Consider the following 17,166-nt stretch of genomic DNA (forward strand, 5'->3'; position numbering starts at 1 on the left):
CTTCATAGCGTGACCCGCAGTGGTGCGGTTCCTTGGTGAATTCCGTCCGGTGACGGGCGACAATTGTGTGGAGTGCAGATGACTGAGTCGGAAAACTTCGTCTCTGGCACCGACGGTGTGCCGGACGGGGACACGGAGCGGCAGGCCGCACTCGTGCGTGAGCTGGAATCCCTCCCCACCTCGGAGCAGACCCGGGTGCTGCTGGACCTGGTGCGCGAGAACACCGCGGCCGTCCTGAGGCAGACCCGGCCGGACACCCCGCGGACCGTGGACCCGGCTCGTGCCTTCCGCGAGCTGGGGCTCGACTCCGTGGCGCTGGTGGCCCTGCACGCCCGGCTGACCGCTGCCACCGGCCTCGCGCTGCCCCCTACCGTCGCCTTCGACCACCCCTCACCCGCCGCCCTCGCCGCGCATCTGCGCACCGAGGCCCTGGGCCTGCCGGACCTGCCGGACCCGGTCGTCGCACCGGGCATCGCCACCGACGACCCGATCGCCGTCGTCGGCATCGGCTGCCGCTACCCCGGTGACGTGTCGTCCCCGGAGGACCTGTGGCGGCTGGTCGCCGACGGCACCCACGTCCGCGACGACTTCCCCACCGACCGCGGCTGGAACCTCGACAGCCTCTTCGACGACGACCCCACGACCCCCGGCACCACGTACGCCCGCCACGGCGGGTTCCTCTCCGGCGCGGCGGAGTTCGACGCGGACTTCTTCTCCATCAGTCCCCGTGAAGCCCTCGCCATGGACCCGCAGCAGCGCCTGGTGCTGGAGACCGTGTGGGAGGCCGTGGAACGGGCCGGGATCGACGCGCGGACCCTGCGCTCCAGCCGGACCGGCGTGTTCGTCGCCGCCGAGCCGCAGGAGTACGCGATGCGCCTGCACGAGGCGCCGGACGGACTGGACGGATATCTTCTCAGCGGCAACGCACCGAGCGTGGTCTCCGGCCGGGTGGCCTACACGCTGGGCCTGGAAGGCCCCGCGCTGACCGTCGACACCGCCTGCTCCGGTTCGCTGGTCGGTCTCCACCTCGCCGTCCAGTCACTGCGACGTGGGGAGTGCACCCTCGCGCTGGCCGGCGGGGTCGCCGTCATGGGCAGCCCCGGCGTGTTCACCGCGTTCAGCCGGCAGCGCGGCCTCGCGGCCGACGGCACGGTCAAGGCGTTCGCCGCCGCGGCGGACGGCACCGCGTTCGCCGAGGGCGCCGGTGTGTTCGTCCTGGAACGCCTCTCCGACGCACGGGCCAACAACCACCCCGTCCTCGCCGTCCTGCGCGGTACGGCCATCAACCAGGACGGCGCGTCCAACGGCCTGACCGCGCCGAGCGGCCGCGCCCAGCGCCAGGTCATCCGCCAGGCACTCGCGGACGCCGGACTCACCGCCGGCGAGGTCGACGCCATCGAGGCGCACGGCACCGGCACCACGCTCGGCGACCCCATCGAGGCCCAGGCGCTGCTCGCCACCTACGGTCAGGAGCGCGCCGGAGGACCGGCCTGGCTCGGTTCCGTCAAGTCCAACATCGGGCACACCCAGGCGGCGGCGGGCTCCGCCGGACTGATCAAGATGATCATGGCGATGCGTCATGGTCTGCTGCCCGCGACGCTCCACGTGGACGCCCCCTCGCCCAACGTCGACTGGTCGGCGGGAGAGGTCCGCCTGCTGACCGAACCCGTGCCGTGGGCTCCCGGCGAGCGCCCCCGCAGGGCCGCCGTCTCCTCCTTCGGCGTCAGCGGCACCAACGCCCACATCGTCGTCGAGGAACCGCCGGCCGAGACCGCGCAGAGCGACGCCGAGAGTGACGGCACCCCGGACGAGGACGGCCGGCCGCTGCCGGTGACCCTCTCCGCGAAGAGCGAGGCCGCCCTGCGCGACCAGGCGCGACGCCTGCTGGCACACGTCGAGGACACCCCCGGCGCCCGGCCGCTCGACCTCGCCCACTCCCTGGCGACGACCCGCTCCGCGCTCTCCCACCGCGCCGTGGTGCTCGCGGGCGACCGCGCGGCACTCCTCGACGGGCTGCGCGCCGTGGCCGAGGGCCGGGAGGCCCCCGGCGTATGCGGCTCGGTCACCGAAGAGGGCGGCACCGCCTTCCTCTTCACCGGCCAGGGCAGCCAGCGTCTCGCCATGGGACGCCGGCTGTACGAGACCTACCCGGTCTACGCCAAGGCCCTCGACAACACCATCGGCTACCTCGACCTCCAGCTCGACCGCTCGCTGTGGGACGTCCTGTTCGCCGACGAGGACACCCCCGAAGCGGCGCTGCTGGACCGCACCATGTACGCGCAGGCGGCCCTCTTCGCCGTCGAGGTCGCCCTGTTCCGACTCCTTGACTCCTGGGGAGTCCACCCCGACTACGTGGCCGGACACTCCATCGGAGAGCTGGCCGCCGCACACGTCGCCGGTGTGCTCTCGCTCGACGACGCCGCCACCCTCGTCGCCGCGCGCGGCCGGCTGATGCAGGCACTGCCCGAGGGCGGCGCCATGATCGCCGTTGAGGCCGCCGAGGAGACGGTGGAACCGCTCCTCGCGCACTGCCGCGACACGGTGAGCATCGCCGCGGTCAACGGCCCCCGCTCGGTCGTCCTGTCCGGTGACGAGGCGACGGTCACCGGGCTCGCCGGCCGGCTGGAGGCCGACGGCCACCGCACCAAACGGCTCCGCGTCAGCCACGCCTTCCACTCGCCGCTGATGGCACCCATGCTCGAGGAGTTCCGGCAGATCGCCCGGATCCTCACCTACCACGCGCCGAAGCTCCCCGTCGTGTCCGCCCTCACCGGACGCCTCGCCACCGCCGACGAACTCACCGACCCCGAGTACTGGGTACGGCACATCGGCGCACCCGTGCGCTTCCACGACGCCGTCACCGCCCTCACGGAGCGCGACGTCGCCACCTTCCTCGAACTCGGACCCGACCCGGTGCTCTGCGCGATGGGCCGCGTGAGCGCCGGCCCGTCCGCGGTCTTCACCCCGGTCCTGCGGCGCGGGCACGACGAACCGCGCCGGCTGCTCGGCGCGCTCGCCCTCGCCCACACACGCGGCACCCGCATCGACTGGCACGCCTTCTTCGCCGGTTCCGGAGCCCGCCGCGTCGAGCTGCCCACCTACGCCTTCCAGCGCGAGCGCTACTGGCTCAGCGCCCCCGACGCCGCCCAGGACGCGACGGCGCTCGGTCAGGTGGCCGCCGACCACCCCTTGCTGGGAGCGGTGGTGGGCCTCGCGGACACCGGGGGCGCCGTCCTCACCGGACGGGTCTCGCTGCGCTCACACCCCTGGCTCGCCGACCACGTGATCGCCGGCCATGTCCTGCTGCCCGGCACCGCGTTCGTCGACCTCGCGGTGCGGGCCGGCGAACAGACCGGCTGCGAACGCCTCGACGAACTCGTCATGGCGGCCCCGCTGACCCTGCCCGCCACGGGCGGCGTCGCACTCCAGATCGTCGTCGACGCCCCCGACACCACCGGCCGGCGCGCCGTCGCCTTCTACTCACGCGACGAGGACGCCCCCGCCGACGCCCCGTGGACCCGGCACGCCACCGGGCGCCTCGCCCCCCGGCACCCCTCCGCGCCGCAGTCCGCGGACTTCGCCGCAGGCGCCTGGCCACCCCCCGGCGCCGAGCCCCTCGACATCACCGGCCTCTACGGTGACCTGGCCACGCAGGGCTACGGGTACGGCCCCGCCTTCCACGGGCTCCGAGCGGTCTGGAAGGCCGGACCGGGCGAGGTGTTCGCCGAGGTGCGGCTGCCCGAGACAGCCGGGGACCCGCCGTCCGCCTACGGACTCCACCCCGCGCTCCTCGACGCGGTGCTGCACGCCACCGACTTCGCCACGGCGGCCGCCGCGGACACCCCGGACGACCGCATCCTGCTGCCCTTCGCCTGGAGTGGTGTCACCCTGCACGCGGCGGGCGCCACCACGCTGCGGGTACGCGTCACAGCCATCGGCACCGACGAGGTCGCCCTCGAACTGGCCGATGCCACCGGAGCCGCGGTGGCCTCCGTCGACTCCTTCCTCGTCCGGCCCCTCGCGGCCGGCGGACTGGCCGCCACCGCCCACCCCGACGCCCTCCACCACATCCGGTGGACCCCGCTGCCTACCCAAACCGCCGGCCCGCAGAGCCCCGACGCAGCCGTCCACACCTGCCCCGCACCGGCCGGTCCCGACGTCACCGGCGACCTGCGCACGGTGCTCGGCGCCACGCTGACGGCCGTACGGGACTGGCTCGCCGACGAGCGGTCCGCCACCGAGCGGCTGACCGTACTCACGCGCGGGGCGGTCGCCGCCGCCCCGGGTGAACCGGCCGCACTCGCCCAGGCGCCCGTCTGGGGCCTGGTGCGCTCGGCCCAGGCCGAACACCCCGGCCGTTTCCTCCTGCTCGACACCGACGGCTCGCTCGGCACCGACGAACTGCTGCGTCTCACCGCCGGCACGGACGAACCCGAGATCGCCGTGCGCGAGGGCCTGCTGTACGTCCCCCGGCTCACCCGCACGACGCAGCCACCGGACACCGCCACCGCCCCCTGGCGCACCGAAGGCACCGTCCTGATCACCGGAGGCACCGGCGGCGTCGGCGCGACGCTGGCCCGGCACCTGGTCACGGCACACGGCGTACGCGGACTGCTGCTCACCGGCCGCCGGGGCGCGGACGCCCCCGGCGCCGAGGAGTTGCGGGCCGAGCTGACCGCACTCGGTGCCGAGGTGGTGATCGCCGCCTGCGACGCCGCCGACCGCGACGCGATGGCCGCGGCCCTGGCCGCCGTACCGGAGCGGCTGCCGCTGAGCGCCGTGGTGCACGCGGCGGGGGTGCTCGACGACGCGCTCGTCGAATCCCTCGACGACGCCCGTCTGGACACCGTCCTGCGGCCCAAGGCCGACGGCGCCTGGAACCTGCACGAACTCACCCGCGACACCGACCTGTCGGCGTTCGTCCTGTTCTCCTCCACCGCCACCGTGCTGGACGGAGCCGGGCAGGGGAACTACGCCGCCGCCAACGTCTTCCTCGACGCCCTCGCCACCCACCGTGCCGCCCTCGGACTCCCCGCGACCTCACTCGCCTGGGGGCTGTGGACCGGCACCGGCGGCATGGGCGGCACCCTCGACGAGGCCGCGCTGCGGCGCATCGAACGCCTCGGCCTCCAGCCCCTGTCCGTCGCGGAGAACCTCGCCCTCCTGGACCGTGCGGTCACCACCGGGGCGCACCCGGCCGTCATGCCCGTACGGCTGAACCTGCGCACGCTCAACGCCCGCGGCGGTGACGTACCGGCCCTCCTGCGTGCCCTGGTCCGCCCGCCGCGCCGTGCCGTGGGCGGCGGCGGGATCAGCGTCGAGCAGTCCCTCGCGCGCAGTCTGACCGGCCTGACCCGTTCGGAGCGCGGCGAGGCCCTCCTCGACCTGGTCCGCACCCAGGTGGCCGCTGTCCTCGGCCACGACGGACCCGAACGCGTCGTCACCACACGGGCGTTCAACGAGATGGGCTTCGACTCGCTCGCGGCCGTCGAACTCCGCAACCGGCTCGGCTCCGCCACCGGCCTGCCCCTGACGGCCACCCTCGTCTTCGACTACCCCTCGCCCGGGGCCCTCGCCGATCATCTGGCCTCCCGGCTCGGCGGCGACCCGGAACACCACTCCGGCAGCCCCACCCGGCCGGCCGTCACCGCGTCCGACGACGACCCCATCGCCATCGTCTCCATGGCCTGCCGCTATCCCGGCGGCGTGACCTCGCCCGAGGAGCTGTGGCAGCTCGTCGAGGAGGGGCGCGACGTCGTCTCGGCGTTCCCCGCCGACCGCGGATGGGCCGGCGACATCCACGACCCCGAGCCCGGCGCACCGGGCAAGAGCCTCACGGACCAGGGCGGATTCCTCTACGAGGCGGCGGACTTCGACGCCGAGTTCTTCGGTATCAGCCCCCGCGAGGCCCAGGCCATGGACCCCCAGCAGCGGCTGTTGCTGGAGATCGCCTGGGAGACCGTCGAACGCGCGGGCATCGACCCGCACGCCCTGCGGGGCAGTGACACCGGGGTGTTCGCCGGGGTGATGTACCACGACTGGGGACTGCGGCTGGGCCCGCTGCCCGAACACGTGGCCGGCTACCACGGCAACGGCAGCCTCGCCAGCGTCGTCTCCGGCCGGGTCGCCTACACCCTCGGCATCGAAGGCCCCGCCGTCACCGTCGACACCGCCTGCTCGTCCTCCCTCGTCGCCCTGCACTGGGCCGCGCAGGCCCTGCGCCGCGGCGACTGCAGCCTCGCCCTCGCGGGCGGCGTCACCGTCATGTCCACCCCCGACACGTTCGTCGACATGAGCCGGCAGCGGGGTCTGGCCACCGACGGGCGGTGCAAGTCGTTCGGCAGCGGTGCCGACGGCACGGGCTGGGGCGAGGGCGTCGGCATGCTCCTGCTGGAGCGGCTCTCCGACGCCGAACGCAACGGCCACCGTGTCCTCGGCATCGTCCGTGGTTCGGCCGTCAACTCCGACGGAGCCTCCAACGGCCTCACCGCGCCCAACGGCCCTGCCCAACAGCGCGTCATCCGGCGCGCGTTGAATGTCGCCGGCCTCACTCCGGCCGACGTCGACGCCGTCGAGGGCCATGGCACCGGCACCGTGCTCGGCGACCCGATCGAGGCCCAGGCACTCCTGGAGACCTATGGCCAGGAGCGCCCGGCCGACGGCAGTCCGCTGCTGCTCGGCTCCATCAAGTCCAACATGGGGCACACCCAGGCGGCTGCCGGCGTGGCGGGCATCATCAAGATGGTGCAGGCGATGCGCCACGGCACCCTGCCCGCGACCCTGCACGCCGACGAGCCGTCACCCCAGGTGGACTGGGACTCCGGCGCCGTCGCCCTGCTGACCGGGCCCACCGCCTGGCCCGCGCACGGCCGTCCGCGTCGCGCCGGGGTGTCCTCGTTCGGTATCAGCGGCACCAACGCCCACGTGATCATCGAGGAGCCTCCCGCCCCGACGCGCCAGGACGCGCCCGAGCCGGCCGGTCCCACCTCCGGCGTGCTCACCTGGCCGCTCTCGGCCAGGACCCCGGACGCGCTGAGCGCCCAGGCGACGCGCCTGCTCGGCCATCTCGCGACCGTCCCCGACGACGTCCTCGCCGCGACGGGCCACGCCCTCGCGACGACCCGCGCCGCTCTGGACCACCGTGCGGTGGCGTTCGGCGCCGACCGTACGGAACTCGCGGCCTCGCTGGAGGCGTTGGCCTCCGGTGCCGGGCCGGTGCGGGACGCGGTGAGCGAGGGCAAGGTCGCGTTCCTGTTCACGGGGCAGGGTGCGCAGCGGCTGGGGATGGGCCGGGAGCTGTACGAGGCGTATCCGGTGTTCGCGGCGGCCTTCGATGCTGTTGCGGGGGAGCTGGATGGCCGGCTGGGCCGGCCGTTGCGGGAGGTGGTGTGGGGCGAGGACACCGACCTGCTGAACGGAACGATGTTCGCCCAGGCCGGCCTCTTCGCGGTGGAGACCGCATTGTTCCGGCTGCTGGAGTCCTGGGGGGTGCGTGCGGACTTCCTGGCGGGCCATTCGGTCGGCGAGATCGCGGCTGCACACGTGTCCGGCGCCCTGTCCCTGAGCGACGCGGCCGAACTGGTCGTCGCACGAGGCAGGTTGATGCAGGCGCTGCCCTCCGGTGGGTCGATGGTGGCGGTGGAGGCGACGGAGGCCGAGGTCCTTCCGCTGCTGAACGGTGAGGTGGGGATCGCGGCGGTCAACGGGCCGCGCTCCGTGGTCGTTTCGGGTGCGGAGGCGGCCGTGCGCGAGCTGGTCGCCACGTTCGAGGCGCAGGGCCGCAGGACGAGCACGCTGCGGGTGTCGCACGCCTTCCACTCGCCGTTGATGGAGCCGATGCTGGCGGAGTTCGGCACGGTGGTGGCCGGGTTGTCGTTCGGCGACCCGTCGATTCCCGTGGTGTCGGGTCTCTCCGGGGACCTGGCGCAGGGGTGGGGTTCGGCGGAGTACTGGGTGCGGCACGTCCGGGAGGCGGTGCGGTTCGCGGACGCGGTCAGGTTCCTGGAGGCCCGCGGTGTCACCTCCTACTTCGAGATCGGCCCCGACGCCGTGCTCAGCGGCATGGGCCAGGACTGCGTCCTGGACACGGACGGGGTGGCGTTCGTCCCGTCACTGCGACGGAAACGGCCCGAGGCCCGCGACCTCCTGGCCGCTGTCGGCAGAGCCCATACGCGCGGCGTCACCGTCGCATGGGACGCCTTCTTCGGTCTCCGCGGCATCGGACAGGGTCCGGACCTGCCCACCTACGCCTTCCAGCACCAGCGCTACTGGCTGGACCTGGCATCCGCCCCCGGTGACCTCGATGCGGCCGGCCTCGAAGCGGTCGGCCATCCCCTGCTCAGCGCCGCGGTGGCGACACCTGACGACGGCGGTGTCGTCCTCACGGGCCGGCTCGCGATCAGCACCCAGCCATGGCTCGCGGATCACGGTGTGCTGGGCGGCGTGCTGCTGCCGGGCACCGGATTCGTCGAGCTGGCGGTCCGGGCGGGCGACCACGTCGGCTGCGGCCGGATCGAGGAACTGCTCCTCGAGGCGCCGCTGACACTGCCGGCCCGGGGAAGTGTGGCCCTGCGCGTCGTCGTCGGCGCTCCGGACCCCTCCGGCGCCCGCGCGGTCGGCATCCACTCGCGCGGATCCTCGGACCCCGACGGGCCGTGGACCCGGCATGCCCACGGCACCCTGACCCGCGAAGCACCCGAACCCGCTTTCGACCTCACCCAGTGGCCGCCGGCCGGCGCCACCCCGGTCGACGTCGAATCCGCCTACGAGCGGCTGCGCCAGCGCGGCTACGCCTACGGCCCCGCCTTCCAGGGGCTGCGCGCGGCCTGGCGGCGCGGCGACGACGTGTTCGCCGAGGTCGCCCTCGACGGTCCCGCCCGCAGCGAGGCGGCGGACTTCGGCCTGCACCCCGCACTGCTCGACGCTGCCATGCACGCCGATCTGCTGACGGACCCGGCCGCCGACGCGGCCACGCTGCTGCCCTTCTCGTGGAACGGCGTCACCCTGCACGCGGCCGGAACCCCCTCGCTCCGTGTGCACATCCAGCGGATACGCGGCGACGAGGTGTCCGCCATCATGGTCGCCGACGAGAACGGCGCACCCGTGGCCACCGTGGAGTCACTCGTCTCCCGCCCCGTCACACCGGAACAGATCGCGGCAGCCTCCGGAACGGGGTCCGCCGCACTCCACCGGATCGTCTGGCAGCGGACTGAGCCGGTCACCGCGAACGCCGATGCCACCCCCGCGTACACCGTTCTGCGCTGCCCGGCAGCGGCCGAGGGCCAGGACGTGCCGGACGCCATGCGCGCCGTCATCCACCACGTGCTCGGCGAGATACGCGACCGGCTCGACGATCCCGAGGCGGGCACCGGCCCCCTCGTCGTGGTCACCCGGCGCGCCGTGCCCGTCCGGTCCGGTGAGGACGTGGACCCGGCCCAGGCCCCCGTATGGGGTCTGGTGCGTGCCGCGCAGGCCGAGAACCCGGGCCGCTTCCACCTGCTCGACGTCGAGGACGAATCCGAGGCGACGGACACCGCGCTCTCCGCAGCCGTCGCGTCCGGCGAACCCGAATCCGCCCTGCGCGGCGGCGATTCGTGGGTGCCCAGGCTGGGCCGCGCCACCGCCCCCGAGCCCGCACGGCCCGCGCCGTGGGACACCGACGGAACGGTGCTGATCACCGGGGGCACCAGCGGCCTCGGCGCACTCGTCGCGCGTCACCTCGTCACCGAGCACGGCGTGCGACACCTCCTGCTGGCCGGCCGGCGCGGCATGGGCACACCCGGTGCGGAGTCGCTCGCCGCCGAACTGACGGGCCTCGGCGCCCACGTCCGGATCGCCGCGTGCGACGTGGCCGAACGCGACGCCCTGGCCGCCCTGCTCGCCGGCATCGACGCCCACCACCCGCTGCGCGCCGTCGTGCACGCGGCGGCGGTCGCCGAAGGCGGCCTGGTCGGCAGCCTCACGCCCGAACGGTTCGACGCCGTCCTTCGCCCCAAGGCGGAGGGAGCCTGGCACCTGCACGAACTGACCAGGGACACCGACCTCACCGCGTTCGTCATGTTCTCCTCGGCCGGCGGCCTCGTCCTGGCCGCCGGACAGGCCGACTACGCGGCGGCCAACGTCTTCCTGGACGCACTCGCGACGCACCGCACGGCCGCCGGGCTGCCCGCGACGTCGATCGCGTTCGGCATGTGGGACGTCAGCACCGGACTCGGCGGCGACCTCACCGAAGCCGACCTGGACCGGATGCGCCGCCTCGGCCTGCCCGCCCTCCCCGCCGACCGGGGCCTGGAACTCTTCGACGCCGCCCTCGGGGCCGGGGAAGCCGTCGTCGTCCCCCTCACCATCGACGCGGCGGCGCTCGCCGCCCGCAGCGACGAGGTGCCCGCACTGCTGCGCGGCAGGGGCCGTGCTCCCGCCCGGCGCACCGTCCGGGCGACCGCCACCGGCTCCGCCCTGGAACGCCGCCTGGCCGGCGCGACACCCGACGAGCGCGCCCGCATCCTGCTGGACACGGTCCGCACCCAGGTGGCCTCCGTCCTCGGCCAGCCCACCCCCGAAGCCGTCGGACCGGACACCGCCTTCCGCGACCAGGGATTCGACTCCCTCGCCGCCGTGGAACTGCGCAACCTGCTCGTCGGCTCCACAGGGCTGCGACTGCCCGCGACGCTCGTCTTCGACTACCCCAACTCCCGTGCCGTGGCCGGGTACCTCGACACCCTGCTCACCGGCGCGACCACTCCGGCCGAGCCCGCCGCCACCCCGCTCGCGGCGGCGGACGACGACCCGATCGCGGTGGTCGCCATCAGTTGCCGCTTCCCCGGAGGCGTACGCTCACCCGAGGACCTGTGGGACCTGGTCGCGGACGGCATCGACGCCATCGGCGACTTCCCCGCCGACCGCGGATGGGACGCCGACGCCCTCTACGACCCCGAACCGGGCCTCCCCGGCCGCACCTACGTGCGCGAAGGCGGATTCCTCTACGACGCCGCCGAGTTCGACCCCGAGTTCTTCGGCATCATGCCGCGTGAGGCCCTCGCGATGGACCCGCAGCAGCGGCTGCTGCTCCAGTCCGCGTGGGAGACGTTCGAGCGCGCCGGAATCGACCCGGAGACGCTGCGCGGCAGCCAGACCGGTGTGTACGCCGGCGTGATGTACCACGAGTACGGCAGCCGGGTCACCGACGTTCCCGACGACCTGGCCGGCTATCTCGGAAACGGCAGCGCGGGCAGCATCGCCTCCGGCCGCGTCGCCTACGCACTGGGCCTCGAAGGGCCCGCCGTCACGGTCGACACCGCCTGCTCCTCCTCCCTGGTCAGCCTCCACATGGCCTGCCAGGCGCTGCGCACCGGCGAGATCGACCTGGCCCTGGCGGGCGGCGTCACCGTCATGCCGACCCCGGAGATCTTCGTCGACTTCAGCAGGCAGCGCGGACTGGCGGCCGACGGACGCTCCAAGGCGTTCGCGGGCGCGGCCGACGGCACGAGCTGGGCCGAGGGCGTCGGCCTCCTGCTGGTGGAGCGCCTCTCCGACGCCCGCCGCAACGGGCACCCCGTCCTCGCGGTGGTCCGCGGCAGCGCCATCAACCAGGACGGTGCCTCCAACGGGCTGACCGCCCCGAACGGCCCCTCCCAGCAGCGCGTCATCCGCAAGGCCCTGGCGGCCGCCGGACTGACCCCCGCGGACGTGGACGCCGTGGAGGGACACGGCACGGGCACCCGGCTGGGCGACCCGATCGAGGCGCAGGCGCTGCTCGCCACGTACGGCCAGGACCGCCCCGCCGACCGCCCGCTGTGGCTCGGCTCGGTCAAGTCGAACATCGGGCACGCCCAGGCGGCGGCCGGTGTCAGCGGTGTCATCAAGATGGTGATGGCCCTCCGCAACGGCCTGCTTCCCCGGACTCTGCACGTCGACGAGCCGTCGCCGCAGGTGGACTGGGAGGCCGGCGGCGTACGACTGCTGACCGAGCCGGTCACCTGGGCGGCGCAGGACCGGACCCGGCGCGCGGGCGTCTCCTCCTTCGGGCTCAGTGGCACCAACGCCCACGTCATCATCGAGGAGGCGCCGCAGGCCGAGGAGGCCGCACCGCACGGCGCCGCCGTTCCCGCCGTACCGCTGCCCGTCGTACCGCTGCCGCTGTCCGCGCGGAGCGCCACGGGGCTCACCGCGCAGGCGGGCCGCCTGCTTGCCCATGTGGAGGCCCACCCGGACGAGTCACTGGTCGATATCGGCCACTCGCTGGCCACGACGCGTGCGGTGCTGGATCACCGTGCGGTGGTGGTGGTGGCGGATCGTGAGGCGGCGGTGCGTGCGCTGTCGGACTTGGTGGCGGGTCGGGAGAGTGCGGATGTGGTGAAGTCGGCGGGCTCTTCCTCCGCCGAGGGCCTGACCGCGTTCCTGTTCACGGGGCAGGGTGCGCAACGGCTGGGGATGGGCCGGGAGCTGCACGGGACGTTCCCGGTCTTCGCCGAATCGTTCGATGCGGTGGTGGGGGAGTTGGATGCCCGGTTGGGTCGGTCGTTGCGTGAGGTGGTGTGGGGTGAGGACGCCGGTCTGCTGAACGGGACGATGTTCGCCCAGGCGGGGTTGTTCGCGGTGGAGACCGCGTTGTTCCGCCTGGTGGAGTCGTGGGGCGTGCGGGCTGATGTGGTGGCGGGTCATTCGATCGGTGAGATCACGGCGGCTCATGTGGCGGGTGTGCTGTCGCTGCCGGACGCGGCTGAACTCGTCGTGGCACGAGGTCGGTTGATGCAGGAGTTGCCCTCGGGCGGGGTGATGGTCGCGGTGGCTGCTTCGGAGGCGGAGGTGTTGCCGTTGCTGGGTGACGGGGTGGGGCTGGCGGCGGTGAACGGTCCGTCGGCGGTGGTGGTGTCGGGGGTGGAGGAGGAGACGCTCGCGGTCGCGGGGCACTTCGCCGGGCTGGGGCGTCGCACGAAGCGGCTGAGCGTGTCGCACGCCTTCCACTCGCCGCTCATGGAACCCATGCTCGACGCCTTCCGGAAGGTCGTCGAGACCCTCTCGTACGCCGCACCCTCGCTGCGCGTCGTGTCCCACGTGACCGGAATCGAAGCGACTCCGGAGCAGCTGACCTCGCCCGAGTACTGGGTGCGTCATGTGCGTGAGGCCGTCCGGTTCGCCGACGGCATCGCCCACCTCACGGACCAGGGTGTCACTCGCTTCGTGGAACTCGGACCCGACGCGGTGCTCACCGCACTCACCGAGGCCACCCCACACCACTCGTCCGACGCCCTCACCGTGCCCGTCCTGCGCAGGGGCCGGCCCGAGGTCCCCACCCTGCTCGCAGCCCTCGCGCGGCTGCACGTCGCCGGGCCCGGCATCAGCTGGGCGGACGTCCTCGACGGCCGGGGCGGCCGCAAGGTCGAGCTGCCCACGTACGCCTTCGACCGGACGACGTACTGGCTCGACGCCCCCGACCCCGTCGGCGGCGATGTGACCGGCCTCGGCCAGACCGCCGCCGCGCACCCACTGCTCAGTGCCGTGGTCGCCTCCCCGGAGGCCGGCGGCGTGGTGCTCACCGGACGCCTTTCCGTCCGTACCCACCCCTGGCTCGCCGACCACGATGTCCTCGGGACCGTGCTGCTGCCCGGCACCGGCTACATCGAACTGGCCATCCGAGCCGGTGAGGAGGTCGGCTGCGAGGTGGTGGAGGAACTCACCATCGAGGCGCTGATGCCGCTCCCGCCCCACGGCGGCCTCGCCGTCCAGGTCGTCGTCGACGCACCCGACGCGGGCGGGCGCTGCTCACTGGCCGTCTACTCCCGCGCCGACGACGCCCCGGCCGGCGCACCCTGGAGCAAGCACGCCAGCGGCGTACTCGCCCCGGGAAGCGGACAGGCACCGCCGGCCGGCGCCTTCGCCCCCGCCCCGGCCGACTGGCCGCCCACGGGCGCGACCGAGGTCGACATCTCAGGCGTCTACGACTACCTCACCGGCCAGGGCTACGGCTACGGCCCCATGTTCCGGGGCCTGCGCGGGATCTGGTCCCGCGGCCGGGAGACATTCGCCGAGGTGTCCCTGCCGGAGGACTCCCTGGACGTCGGCAAGGAATTCCGGCTCCACCCCTCCATCCTCGACGCCGCGCTGAGCGCGACCGACTTCATGGACGGACGCCGCCCCCAGGACGTCGGCGGCACCCAACTGCCGTTCGCCTGGTCCGGTGTCACCCTGCACGCCGCCGGCTCCTCGCGGCTGCGGGTGCGCATCACGGCCGTCGAATCCCACCGGTCGCAGGGATCGGACGCGGTACGCCTCGAACTCACCGACCCCATGGGCACCCCGGTCGCCACCATCGACTCCCTCGTCGTCCGCCCCGTCACCGCGGCCAAGGTCAACGCGGCCGCCGCCGCGGGCAGCGGCGGTGAGCACGACTCCGTGTTCCAACTGGTCACCCAGCAACTGCCCCTCGGCGCGGCCGTCGCCGCGGCCACCGACCGCTGGGCGGTGCTCGGCACCGGCCACGACGGCACCGCCGCGGTCTGGCCCGGTACGGCCTACCGGGACCTCGCGGCCCTCGACGCAGCCCTGACCGATGGAGCCCCGGTACCCGACGTCGTCCTCCTTCCCGTACAGCGCTCCTCGCACCACGACGACCTTCCGGCCGCCGTCCGCTCGGTGACGAACCAGGTCCTCGCCACGCTGCAGTCCTGGCTCGCGGACGACCGGCACGCCCACTCCCGCCTCATGGTGATCACCCGCGACGCCCTCCCCCTCCAGGAGGACGACGCCCCTGGTGCGGACCTCGTGCACGCACCGGTATGGGGACTGCTGCGCTCCGCCCAGGAGGAGTACCCCGGCCGGTTCGTCCTCGTCGACTCCGACGGCAGCGATGCGGCCCGCGCGTCGCTGCCCGCCGTGGCGGCGTCCGGCGAGCCCGAGGCGATACTGCGCGGCGCCGAGGTGAGGGTGCCCCGCCTGGCCCGGGTACCAGGAGCGGCACCCACCGCGCCCCTGCCCTGGGACGCCGAGGGGACCGTGCTGATCACCGGAGGGACCAGCGGCCTGGGCGCCGTCGTCGCCCGCCACCTCGTGGAACAGCACGGCGTACGCCATCTCCTGCTCGCCGGACGGCGCGGCCAGGACGCACCCGGCGCCACCGAACTCCGTGAAGCACTCCACGGACTCGGTGCCCACGTCACCCTCGCGGCCTGCGACACGTCCGACCGCGCGGCCGTCGACGCGATGCTGACCGCAGTGCCGGCCGCACACCCGCTGACCGCGGTGGTTCACGCGGCCGCGGTCATGGACAACGCCCTCCTCGCCTCCCTCACCCCCGCCCAGGTCGACACGGTGATGCGCCCCAAGGTGGACGCGGCCTGGAACCTGCACGAGGCGACACGTGGCCTGGACCTGAAGGCCTTCATCCTCTTCTCCTCCTGCGCCGGCCTGGTCGTCGGCGTCGGCCAGGCCAACTACGCCGCCGCCAACCGCTTCCTGGACGCCCTCTCCGCACACCGCCGTGCGGCCGGCCTCCCCGGTACATCACTGGCCTTCGGTCTCTGGGAGACCAGGACCGGTCTCGGAGGCGGCGTCACCCACGCCGACCTGCGGCGCATGCGCACCATGGGCATGCCCGCCCTGCCCACCGCCGAGGGCCTGGCCCTGCTCGACGAGGCCCTGGAAATCGACCGGCCGGTGCTCGTACCGATCCGGGTGGAGCGCGATCCTCACGCCCCCGCCGAACCGCCGCACCTGCTGAAGGACGTGCTCGGCGCACCGGAACGGCCCGCCGCCCGCAAGGAGGTGCGTGCGCCCGCCGTCACCACGGTGGCCGCGCCCGCCGCCGAACGCACCCTGGAACAACGGCTGTCCGGTATGAAGGCCGCCGAACGCAGGCGCACCGTGCTGGACGTCGTACGCGAACAGGTCGCCGGGGTGAGCCACAGCGTCCCGGCCACCATCGACGTCTCCAAGGGGTTCACCGAGCTCGGCCTCGACTCCCTCGCCGCGATCGATCTCCGCAACCGGCTCCAGAAGGCCACCGGCCTCCGGCTCCCGGCCACCCTCATGTTCGACTACCCCAGCCCGAGCGTCCTGGCCGACTTCCTCCTCGACGAACTCCCGCCGGGACTGGACGAGAACACACCGGACGCGCCCGTCGCCACCGCCTCCGCGCAGAGCGGCGCGCCGGGGGCCACGGAGACCGACGCCTCCATCCGGCAGACCCTCGCGGACATCCCGGTCGACGCGCTCCGGGAGTCCGGCCTGCTGGACGCACTGCTGAAACTCGCCGCCCGACCCGCGGCACCCGCACCCGCCACCGACTCCGGCACGCACGCCCCGCAGGGCGGGACCGCACCGGCCGGCGAGGCGATCAGGACCATGGACGTCGACGACCTGGTGCGCGCCGCGCTCGCGTCCGCCGACCCGACCCGGAACCCGAGCGAGGGCTGAGGACATCATGGAAACATCTGTAGAGCAGTTGGTAGCAGCCCTCCGCACGACCATGGTCGAGAACGAACGCCTTCGCGCGGCCAACGACCGCCTCACGGGCGACGCGACCGAGCCGATTGCGATCGTGGGGATGGCGTGTCGTTATCCGGGTGGGGTGGGTTCTCCGGATGAGTTGTGGGATCTGGTGGTGGAGGGCCGGGACGGTGTGTCGGGGTTTCCGGTGGACCGTGGGTGGGATGTGGAGGGGCTTTACGATCCGGAGCCGGGGAAGCCGAATCGTACGGTGACGCGTGAGGGTGGTTTTCTTTACGACGCGGCTGATTTCGATGCCGGGGTGTTCGGTATCTCGCCTCGTGAGGCGTTGGGGATGGATCCGCAGCAGCGGTTGCTGTTGGAGGCGTCCTGGGAGGCGGTGGAGAGTGCGGGGATCGATCCCCTCTCCCTGAAGGGCAGCCGGACCGGCGTCTTCGCCGGAGTCATGTACCACGACTACGGACCGGGCACGAGTGACGGCAGTCTCGTCACCGGCCGAGTGGCCTTCACGCTCGGCCTCGAAGGCCCTGCCGTCACCGTCGACACCGCCTGCTCGTCGTCCCTCGTCGCTCTCCACTGGGCAGGACAGGCACTGCGCCGGGGCGACTGCTCGATGGCGCTGGTCGGTGGCGTGACGGTGATGACGACGCCGGACATGTTCCTCTACTTCAGTCATCAGCGGGGCATGGCGAAGGACGGCCGTTGCAAGTCCTTCGCCGCCGA

2 protein-coding genes are annotated in these 17,166 nt (G+C 73.5%); both read left to right on the top strand.

Going from position 1 to position 17,166, the window contains the following annotated elements:
• Positions 1-78: 78 nt before the first annotated feature.
• Positions 79-16,410, top strand: coding sequence for a type I polyketide synthase (locus ABZ434_RS10055; protein WP_359133680.1), 16,332 nt, complete (start codon positions 79-81; stop codon positions 16,408-16,410).
• Between the two features lie 52 nt (positions 16,411-16,462).
• The coding region (locus ABZ434_RS10060) for a polyketide synthase (RefSeq protein WP_359133682.1) at positions 16,463-17,166 on the top strand (704 nt) is incomplete at its 3' end.

The organism is Streptomyces sp. NPDC005761 (assembly GCF_040630635.1).
Lineage (GTDB): Bacteria > Actinomycetota > Actinomycetes > Streptomycetales > Streptomycetaceae > Streptomyces.